The 20,965-nt window shown below is 36.6% G+C and carries 16 protein-coding genes; 1 reads left to right on the top strand and 15 read right to left on the bottom strand.

The window, feature by feature from the left end; translation table 11 throughout:
* Nucleotides 1-12: 12 nt before the first annotated feature.
* The 15 genes from tssG to tagH form a co-directional block, all read right to left on the bottom strand.
* A complete protein-coding gene (tssG, locus tag DC53_RS18300; protein ID WP_033028453.1) occupies nucleotides 13-1,002 on the bottom strand; it encodes a type VI secretion system baseplate subunit TssG in 990 nt (329 codons plus the stop codon).
* A complete protein-coding gene (gene tssF, locus DC53_RS18305; RefSeq protein ID WP_033028452.1) occupies nucleotides 999-2,825 on the bottom strand; it encodes a type VI secretion system baseplate subunit TssF in 1,827 nt (608 codons plus the stop codon). Before tssF ends, tssG begins: the two co-directional genes overlap by 4 nt.
* Complete coding sequence (gene tssE, locus DC53_RS18310) at nucleotides 2,822-3,307, bottom strand: type VI secretion system baseplate subunit TssE (protein WP_007377090.1); 486 nt, start codon at nucleotides 3,305-3,307, stop codon at nucleotides 2,822-2,824. The genes tssF and tssE overlap by 4 nt, the downstream gene beginning before the upstream one ends.
* A 17-nt stretch (nucleotides 3,308-3,324) precedes the next feature.
* Nucleotides 3,325-4,101, bottom strand: a complete 777-nt coding sequence (locus DC53_RS18315; protein ID WP_007377091.1) for a type VI secretion system accessory protein TagJ — start codon at nucleotides 4,099-4,101, stop codon at nucleotides 3,325-3,327.
* A 2-nt stretch (nucleotides 4,102-4,103) separates the two neighbouring features.
* Nucleotides 4,104-5,630 (bottom strand): type VI secretion system contractile sheath large subunit, encoded by a 1,527-nt coding sequence (tssC, locus tag DC53_RS18320; protein ID WP_007377092.1) that lies wholly within the window; start codon nucleotides 5,628-5,630, stop codon nucleotides 4,104-4,106.
* 36 nt (nucleotides 5,631-5,666) lie between these two features.
* Nucleotides 5,667-7,157 (bottom strand): type VI secretion system contractile sheath large subunit, encoded by a 1,491-nt coding sequence (gene tssC, locus DC53_RS18325; protein ID WP_007377093.1) that lies wholly within the window; start codon nucleotides 7,155-7,157, stop codon nucleotides 5,667-5,669.
* Entirely contained in the window at nucleotides 7,154-7,657 is a 504-nt protein-coding gene (gene tssB, locus DC53_RS18330) for a type VI secretion system contractile sheath small subunit (RefSeq protein WP_007377094.1), read from the bottom strand. The genes tssC (DC53_RS18325) and tssB overlap by 4 nt, the downstream gene beginning before the upstream one ends.
* Before the next feature lie 16 nt (nucleotides 7,658-7,673).
* The gene (gene tssA, locus DC53_RS18335) at nucleotides 7,674-8,789 is read right to left on the bottom strand and encodes a type VI secretion system protein TssA (protein ID WP_007377095.1); all 1,116 of its coding nucleotides are present in this window, start codon (nucleotides 8,787-8,789) and stop codon (nucleotides 7,674-7,676) included.
* 203 nt (nucleotides 8,790-8,992) lie between these two features.
* Complete coding sequence (locus DC53_RS18340) at nucleotides 8,993-9,790, bottom strand: PP2C family protein-serine/threonine phosphatase (protein ID WP_007377096.1); 798 nt, start codon at nucleotides 9,788-9,790, stop codon at nucleotides 8,993-8,995.
* Nucleotides 9,783-10,511 carry a type VI secretion system-associated protein TagF gene (gene tagF, locus DC53_RS18345; RefSeq protein WP_007377097.1) on the bottom strand — a complete coding sequence of 243 codons (729 nt, stop codon included), beginning with the start codon at nucleotides 10,509-10,511 and terminating at the stop codon, nucleotides 9,783-9,785. The genes DC53_RS18340 and tagF overlap by 8 nt, the downstream gene beginning before the upstream one ends.
* The gene (gene tssM / locus DC53_RS18350; RefSeq protein WP_033028451.1) at nucleotides 10,493-14,002 is read right to left on the bottom strand and encodes a type VI secretion system membrane subunit TssM; all 3,510 of its coding nucleotides are present in this window, start codon (nucleotides 14,000-14,002) and stop codon (nucleotides 10,493-10,495) included. The genes tagF and tssM overlap by 19 nt, the downstream gene beginning before the upstream one ends.
* 10 nt (nucleotides 14,003-14,012) lie before the next feature.
* A complete protein-coding gene (tssL, locus tag DC53_RS18355) occupies nucleotides 14,013-15,293 on the bottom strand; it encodes a type VI secretion system protein TssL, long form (RefSeq protein ID WP_033028450.1) in 1,281 nt (426 codons plus the stop codon).
* A gap of 19 nt (nucleotides 15,294-15,312) precedes the next feature.
* On the bottom strand, nucleotides 15,313-16,641 hold the full coding sequence (tssK, locus tag DC53_RS18360) for a type VI secretion system baseplate subunit TssK (RefSeq protein WP_033028449.1): 1,329 nt from the start codon (nucleotides 16,639-16,641) through the stop codon (nucleotides 15,313-15,315).
* A 16-nt stretch (nucleotides 16,642-16,657) separates the two neighbouring features.
* Nucleotides 16,658-17,122, bottom strand: coding sequence for a type VI secretion system lipoprotein TssJ (gene tssJ / locus DC53_RS18365; protein ID WP_033028448.1), 465 nt, complete (start codon nucleotides 17,120-17,122; stop codon nucleotides 16,658-16,660).
* A 15-nt stretch (nucleotides 17,123-17,137) separates the two neighbouring features.
* Nucleotides 17,138-18,409, bottom strand: a complete 1,272-nt coding sequence (gene tagH / locus DC53_RS18370) for a type VI secretion system-associated FHA domain protein TagH (RefSeq protein WP_033028447.1) — start codon at nucleotides 18,407-18,409, stop codon at nucleotides 17,138-17,140.
* Nucleotides 18,410-18,932: 523 nt separating this feature from the next.
* On the opposite strand from tagH, the gene DC53_RS18375 reads away from it, so the two are divergent.
* Nucleotides 18,933-20,906 carry a serine/threonine-protein kinase gene (locus DC53_RS18375; protein ID WP_008137777.1) on the top strand — a complete coding sequence of 658 codons (1,974 nt, stop codon included), beginning with the start codon at nucleotides 18,933-18,935 and terminating at the stop codon, nucleotides 20,904-20,906.
* Nucleotides 20,907-20,965 lie beyond the last annotated feature (59 nt).

Genomic DNA, 20,965 nt, shown 5'->3' with positions numbered 1-20,965 from the left:
TTTTAATTTTAATTATCCTTTAAACGATAACTTAGTAGGTTTATTTTTAAATGTGTTTTTACCGGCGCCTAAAAAACTATTAGCGCCTAGTTGACAATTATTTTTAGAAAGCGATACCGCCTCTAACTCATGAAAATCAGATTCAATAATTAACCGAAATTGAACTGAATTTCCGACATAATCTTTTATAATTTTATTGCTAAGCTCAAACAAAGACCCTTTAGGTAATAACGATTTAGCTTTCGAGGGGTCATCTGAAGAAATATGAATTTCAATGCTTGATGAAACATCCCATATTTGCTTACCAATCACAGTGTCAACACCTAAGCGTGCATGTTGCCCTTCAAAGAGTGCCTGACTAGCTAGGCGTGTTTGCTCTTGAGGCTTAAGATCATGCCACTGGCCAATCATTTGTTTAATCGCAACATCACACCCTAAATAAGAAGTAAGAATGCTTTTTAGATCCGATGCATTTCTTATCTTTCGGCTATATAAACCAGAAAAATGAAGTTGATGTTCGTTGTAACCTCCACTTAACAAACCTAAAATTTGTGTGTATGGGTCTTTATTCTTATCTTTATTTATATGATTCAGTGATGGTTTATATTTTTTCCAAGCTCTGTAATACAAAGAAATTAGGCGATGATTAAACATGTCGTAAAAATCACGCATAGTGGTGTCTTTATATCTCAGGCGTTGCATAACCAATTCACTGTAAAATTGTGGTAGCGCACCTGAGCAACCTGTTAAGCCCATAAAAGATACCTGCATATTTACTTTATGGAGGCCATCTTCAAAACTTGTTTCCTCTAATTTTGTAATCGCGTTACCTGGGTAACCAAACTTTTGAGTTGCCGTAAATTTAATAAGCTCGTGCTTTGGGTTACTATCGTAGCCTACGTGACGGTGCTCTAAGCCATCCTTTTTAAGCTGGTTTTCTATTATGAAAACGGCTTTATAAAAGTCTATTTGCGATGCTTGAGAAATAATATGCTTAATCATAAAAGAGGACTATCACCCACTCTAGCTGGCCACTGATAATATATTTGTTCTTGCTCTTTTAATCTGAGGCTAACACGCGTAAAGCTGTTAATTGCAGCAAATTGTGCAAAAAAATGGTCTAAAATAGAGGCAAAGAAAAACATGCCGCTGCCAGAAAAGTCATCATTAGCAAAGGTAATTTCAATATCACTCCCCGTTGCAAAACTCACCCTACCACTTTGTACTACTCGTGCAGTTGAAGAGGTAACTAACACTCTGTAGATATTGTCAATCATGCCTTTTGTCTGCGGTGAAGCTCTAAAATCATAAAGACGAAGGACTTCTTTTAATTTGACACATGCATCATCACCACTAAAAGCATCTAGTGTTAAATGATTAACTAATTGCCACCTTGTTGCGTCAGCTAAAATTGGCCTAACTGCATGCGTAAAAGGAATTAAACAGCGGATTTTTTTAATTACATCACCACGTTCAGGCATAAGTAGCCCAAGCTCATCATCGCCAAAAGGCATACTTGCAGGTAAATTTCGGTTACTGCAATTTGCACGAACAGTTAATACTGTATTTCCCTCACCGTATTCCATTGCACTGTTTTCAAACGTCGCATCTACAAGTGATAAAAATGTCTCAGTTCCTGATTCAACATAACCACCGGCCCAAGATGCAGTTTCTCTTCGTATGTGCCAGAACAAGTCTTCATGCCCCTGGTATTTAGGGTGCGTTTGTCCGTAAAAAGGGGATACAATCTGCTTATTCCCTTTATGATCAAAAGCAATTACTTCACAAAGGCCAATCACCTCAGATATTTCTGAGTCCATATAGCGGGGTGTTAATTTATACTCGTATTCACTTATTTCTGGTCGTATTGGCTCTAGCTCTTGCTCAAATAGATTAATAATTGGCGTACAACCAAGTAAAAACATATTTTTATCAACTTGTTTTTCAAGTTCAGCTGATTCTGTATCTAAGTAAAAATACAAAGTACATTGATTAGACTTTTTAGGCAGTGACGACTTAATTCCTTGTAACTCAAAAAATCTAAACTTCTCTGGGAAAGTAAAATTTTCAACTAATAAACGATAACCGGAAGAAGAGCGCTGTGAATAAGGAACAACGGCTTCGTTTGCGTCGAAACCAACAGCTTTAAGTTGATCTTTTGATACGTACTTAATCCCTTCTTCGCCATTATCAATCGCAACTCCAATACAATGCTTAAAAAGTAATTCATACACTTTTAACGTATGGTGCCATTGACCATTGATGAATATACGTAGTTTCTCAAGTCCTGTTTCTGCCAGCGACACACCTTTGTATTCACCAGTTAACTCAAGTTTAAATATTGATTTTGCTTTTTCATGCCACCTCGGTTTAGGCGCAACAAATGGGCTGTTGTCAAACTGAGCGCTTGTTATTTCTACAGGCCATAAGTAAGTTTCATAGCAGGTTTGAAACTTACATTGCTTCATAGATTCAACATTTGTTTCTACTTCACTCGCTCTAGGTATCACAATACCCGTGGTAGATAGGTTTTCGGCTTCTAACTTAACTATCGACATTGAGGGTATTGGTGCTTGATAATCTGGCAGCATCTGACCCAGTAAGGCATCCGTTAGTTCAGGGAAACTATCGTCTAACTTTTGTCTAATATTGGCGGTTAAAAAAGCAAAGGATTCTATTAGTCTCGATACATGAGGGTCTTCAATATGATCTTCACTAAGCTTTAATCGCCCCGCAACCTTAGGATATTTATCAGCAAAGTCTTTACCTAAATGGCGCACAAATGCTAATTCACGATTATAATACTTTAATAATTCATCGTTCATAAAGATGCCTCAATAATTTTCATGCCTAAGTTAACTGGCTCAACTTCAGAATCAAAACTAATGAATTCAGGCTCGGGATCAGCATACAAAAGCGCATTTATTCGCAAATTGAGTACTCTATTAATTGGCACTTCTTCATCAGTAAACACCTCAACCTCAAGAAATCGTGGTTCAAATTTTAAAATCGTATCTCTGACCGTCTCACACAATAATGTTCGTCCTTCATGAGAGCTTACTGACATACTCGAAAAGTCAGGAAGCCCATATGATAAGCAAGATGTTGTTAATTCATCATATTGTGATGGCCATGTATGCCATTGAATTCGCGCATTAAGCAACGCTTCTATGTCTCTTCGCACATTTTTTCTGAGTTCACTAATCGTTATCCCTTCGGTGCGAGAAGGTGCATCTTGAAAGTCGGGCTCATCATCGATAAGTTTATCGATAATTGATGCTTGAAGCTGTTGCTTATGTTCAATCATGATTATTCAAATATAAATTAGGCTGTTTCGAGTGCGTTTATTTTTAAGTTAGGAATAGTGATTGCCTCATCATTAACAAATAGCATTTTCATTCCTTTACCGATAATAAACTCGTCTTTAAGTTCTTCCCAATCAGACACTTGCCCTAACTTTTCAATGTCGCTGTTTGAATTTGCATAAACAAGCGGTAAATGAGCTGTACCTGATGGGCCATCTTTAATTGTTATTTCCACTCGTAACCAAATACTTTCAAGTAGTGATTCGTTAGGCTGTACTCTTAATGTTTCTATTTCATTAAAATTGGCTAAATAAAACTCGCCATTTGTACCTAACACTTCTAAATATGGGCCCAAGGTATCATCAAGATCTCGAATTCCAGTTGAATCATCTTGTGATATTGTAGCTCTAAGCGCTTCCATTTTTAGGGCTAACTCAGCGGCTTCATTAACTTCATTTTCGAGTAAAGCAACATGCATTTTTAAAAATAAAGTGTCGAGTTCATCTGCATCATGAAACAGTTTAGGAATTCCATTGCCTTGATAAAAATCAACTCTCGACTGCTGCGCACGAATTAAGTGACGAAGGTTGACCGCACCAACGGCAAATTCTGGGTTCTTTTGAACCATAAAATCTAATTGTTTATCTGCTTTTTCAAGTTCACCATTAATACAAAGTAGCTCTGCGTAAATACTTCTAATATCAAAGTTTAAAGGTTCATCTTGCAACTCAGTTGCGCAGCATGACAATGCATCAGTGAGTTTCCCCTCACGAATTAAGCTATGTATTTTTTTCATTACTATTCCTTTATTTTATGGTGAGGACTAAGCTCAGTTATTAATTTAATGCTAGAAACCATTTGATCTAATTGAAAGTGTGGTTGTAACTGCAAAACAGAAAAGTAATGCCCTGGATTAGCCTTATTTTCACTAACTTTTATCTTTGCATTACTTAATGGGTATTTGCTTCTGATTTGCTCAGAAGCTGAATCTGATGCTGTGGTATAGTTATTTACCCAAGCCTGTAAATCTCTTTCACATGCTTGCGCAGTACTGTATGAGCCTACGCGATCACGTGCTAATAATTTTAAATAGTGCGCAAAACGAGAAACACACAATATATACTGCAGCATTGAAGATAAACGCGCATTTATATTTGCAGCACTTGAGTCATAATTTTTTGCTTTTTGAACAGACGCATTACTATAAAAAACAATGTGTTCTGTATTTGTAACCGATGAAGCAGGAATAAAACCAAGCTCAGAAAACTGTTTCTCAAACTTACTTGTTACCAATAAATTCAAAGGCGGTTTAGCCTCTTTTTGATATGTATCATTAGCAAAATTGTCTCGTGCTAGCCCTGTCACTAACCCTTTTGAAACTTTCCCTGGTTCAATGCCACGAATATGACCAAACCAGCCACTCTCACAGTAAGCTCTTATTATTGTTGATACGAACTGGAAAGAAGCATTTCCCCAAAGCATATCTGTTTCAGGGTCAACAATTTGCTCTTTAAAATAAAAATCTTGATGGCGTTTGCCGTCATTACTATAAGGTGGCCTAACGAGGACATGCGGTAATGTAAAGCCGATAAATCGCGACTCTTCCATCTTTCTAAAGCTCTGCCACTTTGCATATTCAGGCTGTTCAAAATGATTAAAAAGATCGGAGTAATAACCTAAGTCAGAAAAACTATCAGCGCCAAATAAATTGGGTGAAGCGGAACAGATGAAAGGAGAAAAAGCGGCAGCCGCCGTTCTTGATATCTCTTTTATTGTATCAATATCGTTGTAAGTCGTTCCTTCAGAAAAGGTATTTGTTATTTCGTAATCGCCAATAACAACCCCAAAAGGTTCTCCCCCGGCACTATCAAACTCGCTTTGATATAATAATTGGAAAAACATGCTTTGATCAAAATCAATCGCTTTATTTACATCCTTAGATAAGGTCATCCAATTACAGTTTAATACTTTTACTTTTACTTTATTTTCTTTATCGTATTGCTCGCTCTGCAATAAAAGCCACCACATATTACGCCAGCTAGCTTCTAATTTTTGAAAGCGTTTGTCATGAATAATTATATTTAGTTGTTTAGATATCAGCTGATCAAGCTCAACTATAATACGTTGTAGATAGGGACCTAAAGACTCCTTATTCCATGAAATAGGTGAATCAGAAGAGCCTTCAAGCCATAATAATAATGCTTTATCTAGGTTTTTTTCGTTTAAAAACCTATCAAGCAAAGCTTCATTATCACTTATTCGAGACTGCGACTTTTGTTGAAAAGTGAAGTCTTGATTTATAAATGAAAACTCTTCGTGATTCATTCTAATGCATTATCCTTAACGCTAGAGAGAGGTTAGTTAACCAATCTCAGGAATTTTAGCTACAAGGCGTAAAGAAGAAGTAAGCTCTTCCATTTGTAACCAAGGTTTTAACCAGGCAACAGCATTGTAAGCACCAGGTTGACCTGGAATTTCTTTAACCGATACTTTTGCATCAGCTAAAGGGTAACGTGCTCTAATATCTTGACCACCGCCCTCTGTTGCATTAACGTAAGATAGTATCCAACGATTTAACCAAGATTCAACGTCTTCTGCTTCCATAAAGCTACCAATTTTGTCACGAGCCATCACTTTTAAGTAATGCGCAAAACGAGACGTCGCCATTAAGTATGGTAATCGAGCTGAAATTGCAGCATTAGCAGTCGCATCTGGTGTAGAGTAAATTTGTGGTTTTTGACAACTTTGACCACCAAAAAACACAGCATAATCAGTATTTTTATAATGACAAAGTGGTAAAAATCCTAATTTGCTTAGCTCTGCTTCGCGACGATCTGTTATACCAATTTCAGTCGGACATTTTAGATCTGGGTCGCCGTCATCACTAGTGAAAATATGTGTTGGTAGGCCTTCTACTTTACCGCCACCTTCAGCACCACGAATAGCAGTACAAAAGCCGTATTGAGCAAAAGCTTTTGTCATATTTGTTGCCATAGCGTACGCTGCGTTGCTCCAGCAATAGTCTTTATTTTCAGTACTGACCGAACGACCATCTTTAGGCTCAACTTCAAACTCTTCGTAGTTAAACTCTTCCACTGGCTTCGAAGCAGCACCGTACGGCAGGCGAGATAAGAAACGAGGCATTGTTAAAGATACAAAACGTGAATCGTCACTGTCTCTAAATGAGCGCCATTTTGTATACTCTAATGATTCAAAGACTTTTTCTAAATCGCGAGGTTTTGTCAATTCTTCCCAGTTATCGAAACCAAATAATGATGGCGACGATGCCGCAATAAATGGACAGAAGCCTGCAGCTGCAACATTAGACATTAAACTAAGTGCTTCAACATCTTCAGGATGATTAGTAAATTCGAAATCGCCAACGATTGTGCCGTAAGGTTCACCACCTGGTGTGCCAAATTCAGCTTCGTATATTTTCTTAAACGTCTGGCTTTGATCAAATTCAACCGCTTTACTTAAATCTTTATGAAGTTCTTTTTTCTTCATATTTAAAACACGGATTTTAAGTGTGCCACTTGTTTCTGAGTTCATCACTAGGTGATGTAATCCACGCCATGAACCTTCAAGCTTTTGAAATTCATCACTGTGCATAACAACACTTAGCTGCTTTGATATTTTTTGATCGATTAATTGAATTGCTTCATTAAACGTCACAGTCATGTTTTTATTCCACTGGACTGTCCCTTTCAAGGCTTCTTCAGTCAGTGTTTTAAGTAACTCTTCTGCGCGACTCGCATCTGTTTGCTTAGTTGCACCAATAGCTTGTTCAAGTAAAGATGAACTCACTTCAGTCGTTGACTCTAATTCTGTACTTAGTTGCTCTGTACTCATTTTTCAGTCTCCTCTAATTTAAGCTCTTTAGCGATAGAGTCTAAACTTGCGGTATTACTAAGTACTTCTTCTAATACATTTTCAAGTTCTTCTGAGCGGTCAATTTTAGTCATTAGGTCGCGTAGTTTATTACGTGTTTCCATTAATTTACGTAATGGTTCAACCTGATTTACAACAGCTGCTGGCTCAAAGTCATCAATCGATTTAAAGTTAAGCTTAACTTCAAACTGAGAACCTTCATCATTTAATGTATTGTCGACTAATAAATTCAGAGAAGGACTCATACGCTTTAAAACATCATTAAAGTTGTCGCGATCTATTTGTATAAATCGTCTGTCTTTAAGTGGCTTTAAGGCATCAGCATTATCTCCTGAAAAGTCCCCCATCACACCAACAACAAATGGTAATTCTTTTTTAACCGCTGCGCCTTCAGTTTCCACATCATAAGTGATATGTACTCTAGGCTTACGAACTCGTTTTAATTTATCATGGATACTCATTGAGAACTCCTTTTACTTATGTTTCAGTTTCGCTGATTTTAATGCCAGACAACTTAAAGTACCCAGTCCTAGCATCACTATCTGTAATTAGTTCATTTAATAACTCAGGTAGCGATAATTCGCTCCATCGAATTACTTGTTCTATCGTGTACGACATCGGCGAGTGAGGCTCTGTTTTTCTAAAGAATGTGGCTATTTCTTTTAGTTTACTTATTGCATTTTCTCTAGAATTAATCTCATTGCTATTCGCTTTTTCAACTACGCCTTCGACTCCCGCATCGTTCTCAGTTTCTAGCTCAACATTTTCACTAGCATTCTTTTCAGCTAGCGCTTGTTCTGCCGCTTCAAGCTTATCTGCAGCAACGTGTTTTAGTGCCGCCAAACTCACTTCAAGTGCCTGTTTTATATTAGAAGTCGGCTGTGGTTGACCTGTCACTCTGTCCATTACTTCACTAAGCGTGGAAAATTGCTCAATCGCTTCTTCAATATCTAACTTTAGAGAGACAAAAAAATCAGTACTGGTTTCTGCCGCACTTTTTTCTATTAATTCGAAGTCAACTGCACCTTGAGTAATTTTTTTCTCTCTTTTATCATCACTCAAACGAGAAACATCATATCCTTGTTGATATTCCCAAAAAGAATAAGAATTCATACTTACACTATCAGTTAAGTAAATACTCTTTATTGGTATGATCAACGTACCTTCACCCGCAGAGCCATTTAACCCCACTAGTGCTGATACTTTATCCCAAATTTCATCATCTGAGTCGAGTGTAGGGTATAAATCGTCAAAGTGATTTTCAATTAGGTTATGAGCAACTTTAAAGCCAAACGCCAAGCCTTTAAAGCCGTAAATACGACACATTGCTTCAATTAGCCATGCCAAATATTCAATATCTTTGCTTTCGGTTTTTATTGCTTTGCTACATTGCTCAAGGAGAGGTAACCAGTCTCGCGACAAAGAGGAGATACCTTGCTCATCAACCAATGCATTTCTTTCAGCCGCTCGGAGCTGATTTCTCAAATCTTTTAAAGCATAATATGTAGACGTAGGAGAGACATCTGAGCGGGGATCAATACCTGCAATCTCAGTGTCTGAAATAGGGGAGATATATTCATCTAATAAAAACATTCCATTGTCCTAATAATTATCCATAAAACTCCAATAAAGCGGAGCGGATTTTATATTACATTCTTTATATTAAAATACAAGCTTAGTTACAATTGTGTTTAAAAATTCATTATTGCCAATATATAAACAATCAATTTTTAGTATACTTTCAAATAACATCATTTAAATAATTTAAAACAATCTTATTTAAAATAATCAATATGTTATTTAGTAAATAAAGGAATCGTCGCCTCATCCATATTATTAATCGCATTAATATCTTGATTATCTTTTGTTTCATCATATTTAATTAAAATACATGTCACATTATCTCTTGCACCTCGAACTAAAGAAGAGTGCATTAATGCCATACCCGAATCAATAATACTATTTGGTTCTAAAGACATGCATATATCGTCATCAGATAATTCTCCAGTTAGCCCATCAGAACAAAGTAAAAATATATCACCGGTTCTTATTTTATCTTTAATAACATCCACTTTTACATTTTCCATAACACCAACTGCGCGTGTTATTACATTAGATAGAGGATGATTTTTCGCTTCTTCAACAGAAATAACCCCTTCATCAATCAAGTCATTTACTTGACTATGATCTCTTGATATCTGCTGAAGCTCACCATCACGTAATAAGTAGGCTCTGCTATCACCAGCCCATAAAATATGGTAGTTCCCATCTTTTAAAAATAACGCAGTAACCGTACTGCCCGCCGTTTTATTATCTAAATAAGAAGCACTGTATTCACTGAGCTGTCTATTTGCTTCTTCAATCGCCCCCACAATATGAGAAATACTTAAAACATCTAATTCAAGCTCTTGAACTTTTGTCCTAATAACATCAACAACTAACTGGCTTGCGACTTCACCGGCTTCATGGCCTCCCATGCCATCAGCAACAACCCACAGGTTATGACTATTAATTTCTACATGGGCATCTTCATTTAGTTGCCTAACAACACCTCGGTGGGTAATGGCATAACTTGTACAAAATTTACTAATCACTATTTTTTACCTGCGTATAATTCCATTCCCAATGTTTCCACCTACCATCTAACATGGCTGCAACTTGATTTACAGGAGGTAGTGCAGATGTAATAAGCACCATTGGTTTGATGTTAAATGAACCATGTGTCCACCAAACGCTATAATCACCATGTTTCTTATGTAATATGGCATGCATTGCATCTTCTAAAACATTATCTGACAGCTCAGTACCTGAAAATTCAAACGCCTCACCCGCTTTGTTTTTATCGGGTGAATGAGAATAGCTGACCTGCTTTTTTTCAGCCGTCATTATATTAAGCGTTTGGGTGACCTCTTTTCTCCACGAAAAAAGATCAACCGAGCCCTCTAATACTTTTAAAACCACATCTTCATACTCTAAAGAAAACACGCCTGAGTTTAATATAGCAATAGGGTCACTTTGCGTCTCACTCAATAGAGTAAAAGGATAATGCCTTCCAACCGCATCCATACTCGGTATTATGGTTCCCATAACCCCGTTGTCGCCAACTATATTAGGGCTCAAGGCAAAGTGCCAGACAGGCGCTACCAAGTAATTATCCTGCCATGCTTCTCCTAGCTGCTCCTTACTAACAGCAATGGCTGCTTGTAACCATTGCTCCCAATGCTCAGAAAATGCCTTAGAAACGTTATCTTGAACAAAGTCGCCTAAAGAGGGCACTTTACCAAGATAACCTATATTTATAATCGTGTCGGACATGAAAACTTCTCTACGCTTGTATTCCAAAATGGATGTCTGATTGATTTAGGCAACAATTCGACTTTTGCATTATTTCCCATAATTGAAAAGTGCAGCTCTAGATCGTTACGAGTTTGGCTTCTTTTTTCGCTAAGCTCATCAAGCATTCTATAAAGTGACCATTCACCCTGATAAGTTGTGTTAATTGAGCGGCCACCATTTGGAGGCGTAAACACCACTCTTGTTTTACTTTGACCAGATGCTCCAGGCCAAATAAAATTTGTTACTTTTAATGGACCATGTCGGTAAGTCATTGACTGTCCATCAATTTCTATCATAAGGCTAGACACTGTTTTATCCAGTTTAAATGTTCGTAAACCAAATTCTATTCGAGGGGTATTACTTCCACCATCAAAAAAAGCGGTTTGGATTTGATAAGCATGTTCAAACATTTTTAATGTTTCACTGCTAATACCAATGTCTTTTTCAAACTTCCATGGACTTGAGCTTATATCAACGCTAGGCGCAACATAGCTATTGAAAAAGCTATCAATGGTTCCACTTGGTCCAAAAAAGCGAGCAAAGTCTTTCATATTTACTTCTTTATCTGCCTGTGGAGAGAAAGGGTACCTTCCCACAATCGCAGCATTGTATTCTCTTAAAACTTTGCTTTTCCAAATTTCGTTCAGGTGCCTGTTTGCACTATTTTTGGTGATATTACTAGTGTCTCTGCTTATATCTAATAACCAGCTATTAAATGGATAAGGTAAATCTCGACTTTGAAACTCTAATTGACGTATAAAGCTTGGTTTACTCTTACCACTAATTTGATCTTTTATTGAATATTTAAGCTGATCGCCTCGATCGAGCTTGGTTAAATAAATATTAAGCTCTCGCAGATTTTTCTGAATATTATCGAGCTGTTGAGAATCAATGTTTATCACATCTTCAAATGCTTCTTCGACTTGGTAACCTGGCAACTTTATGTCGAACTTAGGCGCTTCGTCAGGTAAAAATCGCTTGATCCTATTTGCTTTCGTTTGCATTGCAATTTCAGCAGCATTAGCAGCCAGTTTACCTGCTGCTTTTTGATTTTCCGATACCGGTAGTTTTGTCAGCTGAACATTCTTTTGAACTGCAGTAATAATATTTTTAATTGGCGCTTCTGAACCCGCTAATACATCCGTAATATTAACGCCCTCTGCCGGTGAGCTATATTGATTAAGACTTAAGTCATCTAAGAACGACTGCCAATAATGAATATAGTCTTGAAAATAACGCTGCTCTAATTTCTTTTCTATTTCATCTTTTGAAATATCGTAAGTGCCTGATGCTTCTTCACCATACACCCAACTACTGGCCATTAAATTACCTAACATTTTACTTTTTTCAACGTTAAAAATACCGTGAAATCCATTAAATGTGTACAACCCAGGGATATTTCTAGTTAGCTCACCATTATTACGAAACGTAAATTTTTGCGCACTTTCAAAGCTAACAATATCGGTTAATCTAAACGGCGGAATACTACTATTAAGAAAGTCAGCTTGCAGACGTTGATACGCTCTTTCTGCTATAGGCAACTTAGTTAATTCAGCGCGTGCAGTTCGTACAGCTTGGTTATCAACATCAGTTTGATTAATACCTTTGTTCAACAAAGCTGAAATATGACCCATTAATTCATCTCTAATTTGAATACTCTTATCACCCGGAAGGTTTCTTTCTAAGTAAGCATCAAACCATGCTGTAATGTCTTCACTTTCAAAATACTCTGGTTGAAATAGCATTAAATAACACTTCAAAGTCTCATATAAATAACTAAGGTGCTCTGGATGGGCTGCCATTTCTTTTATAAGGGTATTGCTGATAAATGGTTCTAAATAAGTTTGTAAAGAACGATCGTAAGCATTAACAGAAGATGCTTTAATTTCATTTAATTTATTAAAACCAAATGATGGTGACTCTTCCGAGTCCATTAAAAATGGCGCACTTGCTGGTAAATTTCTCAGCGCGTTTAACCTATCATTTAAAACCACTAAGTTATTTCGATCAAATGACGCTGAATCAAGCTCTTGATATGTCGAAATAGCCTCTTCAGTTTCTGCAATTAGATTACTATTCCATGCAAAACTAAAGTACCAAGAAATTGAAAAGCCAAATAGCGCAATAACAGCTAATGAGATACTAGCAACGCGTAGCCATTTATTTTGTTTGTCGTGATGTTTATTTGTACTTGCTAAATTTTGCTCTGGAAAAATCACGCTTTCTAAAACATTTTTTATAAAAAAGCTTTTTGATTGATTGATATAATCTGTTTTACCTGAGTTAACATCATTCAAAAAGCTAGAAGGCGTTCCTTCTTGAGTTGCGCTCGTTAAGTAAACGCCCCTAAACATGGGCAGCTCTTCATATGCATTAGGTGTAAATATTTCTTTTAAAAAGCCATCAGCGACACCTTGAAGTACTCTTAGCTGCCTAGGGAATTCGAATATTTTAGCTCTAATCGCTTCGTTTCTTTCATTTATCAATCTGCGATTAAGCATTTCTGTTAATTTAGAAATTAAAGTATGAAATTCTTTATTAAACGCTTCTACCTGGGTGTCTTTAGCAAGATCAAGCTCAAAGGTAACTCCCCATACTTGTTCACATTCTTCTTCCGTTAATTCGCCAAAAAATTCTCTGAATCCTTCAATTAAATCAACCTTAGAAAAAATAACATAGACAGGAAATGTCATCCCAAGCTGATTTTGAAGCTCTTGTAGCCGTTGCTTTATTGCACGTGCATGCAAGTTACGCTCAGTTTTAGTCTGACTCATCAACTCAGATATACCCATGCTGATCATCACACCATTAATTGGCCTAAGTGGACGATACTTTCGCAATAGACCTAAAAACCCTTCCCATGCTCGTGAGTCATGTTTTGCATGACTATTTTGAGTTGTATACCTACCGGCGGTATCGATCAATACCGCTTTATTAGTAAACCACCAATCACAATTTCGTGTACCACCGATGCCATGAACTAAATCAACGCCCAGTTTATCTTTTAATGGATAATCCAATCCTGAATTATTAATAACGGTTGTTTTACCCGCGCCAGGAGGGCCGATCATTATGTACCACGGCAACTGGTAAATATTTTTACCTTTGAACAACTTAACATCTTTTAACAAGTCGATAGCTTCATTCATTCTTGTTTTTAGAGTCGTGATTTCTTCGTTTACTTCACTGCCGCCTGAGTCATCGCTATCGATTAACTCATCAGCCATTTTTTCATCTCTTTTATTTTGCTGCACAAGACGATAAATTTTCGTCACAGAAAAGAGCAATAATATAAGTAATATTGTTAGCAACCTTGCAGCAATACTTGCTAAAGGGACGTAATCTGCCACTGCAATTAAAGGACCACCAAACCAAATCAATAATGATAAAGCTAGGAAACCTATAATTAGCATCGCGGTACGAGATGTAAGAGCGTATGTCATTTTTTTAAATTTTTGCGAGAAACTCATATCAGCCTCATTAAAATAATAGATCGATTTCAATTCGTCGGTTCAATGACCTAGAAGCTGAATCTGAATTGCTGGCGATTGGCTCTGCGGCCCCTTTACCTTCAGGCCATAAACGGCCACTAAGGTTAGTACTTTTAGCCATAGAATTAGCAACTTGTGTTGCTCTAGCTAAAGAAAGGTGCCAATTTGAGGGGTATCTGTCGGTACTAATAGGCGTGTCGTCTGTGTGACCCGTAATTAATATTCTGCCTTTTGTTCCCTCTAAACTAAGTGCAAGTTTCTCAAGAATAGGCTGAAAAGAAGGCAGTAACTGTGAATTACCTTGATTAAACAAACTTTCACTTTTGATGGAAATTCTGATCCGATCATTACTTTTTTTAACAACCACAATCCCCCTCTGTATTTCGGTTTGTAGTAGCTGCTCTAAAACTAATAGTTGCTGGTCTTTTTTATCGACAGTTTGCTCATTTGCGAGTGGATGAATAACGGCAAGTTTTTCATTGATAGCAAAAACATCATCATTGAGTTTCATATTGATAAATAAATAAACGGCAAGTAACACGAGCCCTAAAACAGAAAAAATCACCCAAAGCGGTACTTGATTTCTAAGTTCAACACCTGCAGCAACTCGCTCCTTCCAATTAGGTGATAACTTGTTATTGATTGGCCCATCTAATTGATTTAAAAGGTGGTACATCTGAGAACGGTATTCTTCAACTTTATTATCACCAACAGTATCTAATCTATATTTGCCCTTAAAACCAAGGTTTAAACAATGATACTGTAACTCTAAAAATTGCTTGTTTTTTTCAGGTTGTAACAGCGCGTCATCGAGTAATGTATAAAAATATTCACCACCAAATGTTTCTTTATGGAATGTAGATAATAAGCTTTCATCTGCCCATTCCATTGAGCTCCATTTTGAATTTAATACCGATTCATCGAGAATAGCACATAGGCAGTAGCGCGCATTGTTGATGATATCTTTAGATAAATTTTGGTTGCGAACTTCAACTTCAAACCGCTTTATGGCCTCAACACAACGATGTTTTAAAGCTGCTAAATTTGTCATTTCGGCTGATTGACTAATAGATATGACTATTGAAAAACAGTCAGTTGCAGCTTCTAAAAGAGGGTTTTTAAAGATAGACACTTTGACGCTACTTGGTAGCTTTGTCGATGGCGATTCGACAGACATCACCGTTTTATCAGCATCACTGTCAGTATTTGCTTTACTAGAGGTATCACGTCCTAATCTACCAGGGCGTGGTTTGATAATGGTTTCGTCCATTGAAACTCTTCCTTTAAAATTAAGTTCTAATTGCCCAAAGGCTTAATTGTAGTTCTGGGTAGCTACCTGATAAATGAATGGCAATTCCGCCACTAGAGCGCAACTTATCCCAATGCTCTCCCTGTTTATTTAATTCAAAATAATGGAAACCTGCATGATATGGGATTTGTCTTGGGGCTGTAGGTAAACTACTGATTGTTATTCCTGGTATTTGGTTATTAACAAGATCACGTATAGTTTCTACACTGCCTATTTTTATCTGTGATGGCAGTATTTTACGTAACTCTTCATGCGGAACACTTGCTTTTATTGCTAGAATAAATTGAGCTGAATTTAGCACCGACTTATCGTTTAATGCACCAAATGAAATTCCAAATTTGCTTTGTTCTAACTTTATTTCAGTTGCTGTTTGCTCAATAACATGACTCAACGACTGATATAGGAAGTTAACGACTTCGCTAAACACTTGACCCAAGTTTTTATGATCGTATTTAGGGAGCTTAGGAACTCGTTTATTAACAGTACTAAACGTCGACAGCTCTCCGGCAAGCTCAATCAACCTAATATACAAGATATTTGGATGGATATTATTGACTGATAATAAGTTGTCAAATACTGCATCATACTTATTTAATGTTTGCAGCATAATAAAGTCGGCAACTGATGTACTTCCTGCATATCCTTGACACAATCTAACGGCGATGCTTTCTGAGCGCTGTTTGATCATTGAACCAATTTCGCGAACAAGACCCAAAAGAGGCTTGCATTGCCCTACTTTTAAAGATGCCGGTATATACTTATTATCTAGCTTTATTTGCCCTTCACTACTAACGTCTAGAATTCTTGCTAAAGGCAGCAATATATAACCAGAGTGATCATCAGAGGAAAGTACTAACTTACTATATATTTTAGCGACTTGAATAACTTCTTGAGATTGCGCCCCCACTAAATCGTCACTCACTGATAAATCATTCAATTTATAACGAGTTACAATATTTTCTTCTGGGGCAGATAAGTTTATGCCGCTATTTTTCAATGCCGGTATTGCAAGATAAACTATCTCGTCATATATATCTTTGCCGACCACTAATGGCTCAGGCAAAGAAGTTGACTGAGGCATATCTATCGGTAGTAAATCTGGGGTAATTGCCGACAGTGATTCAATCGCAAATTGACCCGCTTTTAGCAGTTCAGTATCAATTGCTACCTCAAGTATTCCCCAAGGATCTGCAAGGTTACCACTGCACACTTGTTGGATTACATTCGCAATATGTTTATCTGATTGCTGGAAGTGTTGCGGCCTTAAAAACATCCCTTCAGTCCAAGCAACACGAGTGTTATCACCCATTTTACAAATCCTTTTTTTATTTCTCTCTCATGTATGTAGCAATAGCTTCTACATTGACATTTATATCATCATAACCGGTAGGATCAACTTCAATTACAGCTCTCCATCTTGCCTGATCAATGTTTCTATAAGCAACCACAACCCCCACATAACGAGTGTTTCGATTGAGACTCATTTTATATTTTTGTACTGAATTTGGCTGTAATTCAAGCTCGTCTTTTTTTAACAGATCAGGCCCTAATAATTTTTCAGGCGTATCGTAAAGGCTAAAAAAATCTTGTGTATCAAAAATAGTTCGAGAACTAAGTTCAAATATTTTCATAACTACAGGTGAAGGTCTATCCGACGTATCAGGATTCACATTCTTAGATACATTAATAATCAGATCTGTTGAAGGCGGAACAAGTTTATTAACGGTAGAACATCCTAGTACTAAAAATAGTAAACTAAAACTCATTAAGTAGAGCTTAATTTTATACATTGTTTAATTTCCTTTCTAAAGCGTTTCTTTAAGTCTATCGTTGTATGCCTTTAAAAAATCATCTGACATAGCCATTGCCCCTTTGGAACTAACGTCTTGTGACAAATCATCATGTAAACTCTGATATAACTTCCAGCATTTAGATTCAATTTGCCCAGGGATAATTTTTAATACGTTAGAATTATCATTTGCTTGCTGACTTATCTGTTGGGGAGAAACTTGCTCTAACATCCCTTTAAGTACACCATCTGCACCGGCTAATAACGCATGTTCGTGCCTGCGAGAGTCAATAAAGCTTTCATTTATCGACTCCTTAGACGAGAGGAAGCTTGCACTATTCCTTATGAATAAATTCTGAATAACGTCATCTATATTAGCAGAAAATTTTAAAGGGTTGTTTTGTTCAGTTTGAAACATTGTATGATTTAACCTCAATTGACTTTTTACATGCGCTCTTTGACGTAAAGAGTCCATAAGGCCATTGAGTAATAAATTAAGGCCTTGCCCCATTTCAAACCAATGCTTTTCTGTATTTAACGAATTTTGTACTTCAGGCTTTATATTTAAACCTTTTAAAAATGCATCAGATAACGCAGTACTGTTTTTTGCAGCTATTTTTGGTGATGCAGTCTCGACAGTTTGTTCTTTAGGGGCTATTTTTCGACTTTCCGATTGTACTCGTGGAGAATTCGTTTTTAACTCTTGAACATTCGCAGAGTCATGTTTTGATGCATCGGAGTGTTCTGGGTTCATCAGGCGTGATAAATCATCCCAATCTTCTGGGATCTGGTTACCTGAGTTCAAAAAGGGCTCTTGCACCATAGAAACTCCAGGCATTGATTCATCTAAAATAGATTCGTCTAAAAACTGATGCGATTGTGAAAATGAATCTTTACTATCCGCACGGTAATTATTATCACTGTTTTGACTGGCCGAAAAATCGGTATTACTCACTGGTGAAACGCGATCATCAACCAACTTAACATCAATTTGAAAGTCGCCAATAGTTAATACGTCACTGTCAGCAAGAACCTGCCTATTTCCTTGACCAAGTGGGGTTACAGCAAAGTTTATAAAGGTGCCATTCGTTGAATTATCGTAAATATAAAAAGAATCACCTTCTTTTACGATTTGTCCGTGTTTACTTGATATTATTTTTTCAGGATCGGGCAGATGCCAATCACAAGTCTCAGAGCGACCAAAGATGAGTTTATCTACTACAGTCTTAGATGCTTCAATTTCAGGTGAGAGTCTATGATAACTAGTTATGTTTAGTATCAGTTCCATTTGATAAGTCAGTCCCTTAAATCTTTATTGTCGGTAGGATAAAGTAGAAGAGAAACTATTGTCAACATTGAAATTAATATATAAATATAGACTGACTTTTATTGAGCCATAAAATACTGTAAAAATAAATATTAACTTAATCGATATACTGAACAATTGTGGCCATTAATATTTTTACATTTCGGCCAAAATCCGTTCTCTATAAAATGAAAAAGTAAAACCTCAATTGATTTATCTTGATTACTTAATCTCATTCATTGACGCCCTAAACTCTCTTTTTTACTTAAGTATGTGCTCAAAAGTGGGTTTATTTTTTATATTTTTATAAAGTTACATTTGTTAAATATTCCCGATAGCGTATAAATTAGCTGTTTCAAAATTTAGATATAAATATTCAATAATTGAAACATTGCTATAGTCGAGATTTTTTGTAAAAATGTACGACAATATCAGAGGGAAATTGATAATAAGTATAAAGCTTACCTTTGTAATTATTTAAATAAACACAATAAAAGGATTTATAATGAGCGGTATTAACAACCCGAGTGACAAAACTCAAATTGCATCACTTGATTCTAATCAAAAAAGAACCTCTGCTAAAAATAAGATTAACCTCATCGGAAAAAAGATTTCCGATCGCTACCTGGTTGAAGAACTAATTGGACAAGGCGGCATGTGCTACATTTACAGAGCGCGTGATACCTTCTTAGAAAATGTAAATCGTGCTGAAGCATTTGTTGCTTTAAAAGTGTTGCAAGAAGAGTTTTCATACTCAGAAGAAGCAATTACTCTTCTAAAAGACGAAACAGCAAAAACACAACAGCTCTCCCACCCTAACATCGTTAAAGTGTTTTCAGCAGATTCCGATGGTGATTTATATTACGTCACAATGGAACTTGTTGAGGGAGAAACTTTAGAACAAATAATTAAACGCAACAAGCCCTCAGGCATGGCATTTAAAAAAGCGAAAGTGATTTTAGAACAGCTTGCTGATGCTCTTATATATGCACATTCAAGAGGGGTGATTCATAATGACCTCAAACCATCCAATATCATATTTGACAGTAATGGGGACTTAAAAGTACTCGACTTTGGTATCGCAAAGCATAAAAACATTGAAGATGCGTATGCCGTTAGAAGTAATGTTGAGTTGGGCGATATTGGCGGTTATACACCGACCTACGCAAGTCCTGAACAACTAAATGGTGCCAGTGCTACCGTTAAAGATGACGTGTTTTCATACGCATGTATTGCGTTTGAACTATTAAGTAGTAAACATCCATTTAATCGAGTTGCAGCCGATAAACTACCAAAGAGTACCACTGCTAAACGTCCAAGCAATTGTCCACTTTGGTTATGGCAAAGTATAAATAATGCACTATCGTTAGAAACGTCACAACGACAAAGTTCTTTATTACCTATTTCTAAAAAACTTAAGTCTAATTTAAAGCCAGCGATCGGTTTAGTCGCAGCATCCGTTATTTTAGTTATTGTAGCTATTCAATATCAATTAGCTAACACTGTGCAAGTAAAGCAACTAGAGGCAAAACTTGATAATGCGAACGCAATTAATCAACAAGTAGAAACTTGGATGTCTTGGAATGGGCCTCATATTTTAGATAAGTTAGCTGAAATTCCTCCGCAGTACGAAGTATTAAAGCAGGGCCTATTAAGAGTAAATCAAACGAGCATATTAGGCAGTTTTGATAAAAGAGCTAATAACTTTAATAATAATAATTCAAATAAATTTAAAGATTTTGATAAAACAATTTCAATCTACTCTAAAGCTCTCGACTACTACCCTGACTCAGAAAAACTTTCAGTGCAGTTAGAGAGCATCCTAAGAGAGCGTCAGTCAATAATTTTTGATATCACATCGAGAATTAATTTATTGTTAGAACAGTCTCGTTATAACGAAAGTGACAATAATAATATCCCGCAGCTAATTCAAGACTTAAAAGAAGTTGATAATACCTACGTGTACGAGCCCTCTTCCTTACATTTTGATAATTTTAAAATAGCGTTAGACAAAGCAGTAGAAGAAGATGACGTAATTGCGCAAAAAGCACTCTTAAATGTTGGTAAAGCGATATTTACCAGTAATCAAAAAGCTGAACTCCTTTTCGCAAATTTACTCAAAAGAGAATCTGCAATTGATGCACTGACCTTTTATCAGAAAAAATTAGCGATAGGTGAGCAAATTACCTACCCACTCTCGGATGCTATTGTTTTTTATCAACCAAGATTTCAACGTTACTCTGAACAATTGGAAGGTATTGAGGATTACAAGCAGCTACTAGAGTTTGAAGAACTTATTAATTTAGAGTCTGCTGATCTACCAACTGATTTTCCTCTTCTAGTGACATTAAAACAAGATTTGTCAAAGCGATATATTACAATGGCTAATACTCTAATGAAGCGAAAAATGTACCGAACTGCGGAGCAATTAGTCGAAAGAAGTGAGGCCATTACGCAGTCGTTAGACAGTATGCTGTAAATAAAATAGTTAGGCTACGGACTCAGAGTTTGTTTAGATGATGAGCGTAGCAATAAGAA

This window comes from Pseudoalteromonas fuliginea (assembly GCF_000690055.1).
Classification (GTDB): Bacteria; Pseudomonadota; Gammaproteobacteria; order Enterobacterales; family Alteromonadaceae; genus Pseudoalteromonas; species Pseudoalteromonas fuliginea.
This window is presented reverse-complemented; position numbering and strand designations above follow the sequence as displayed.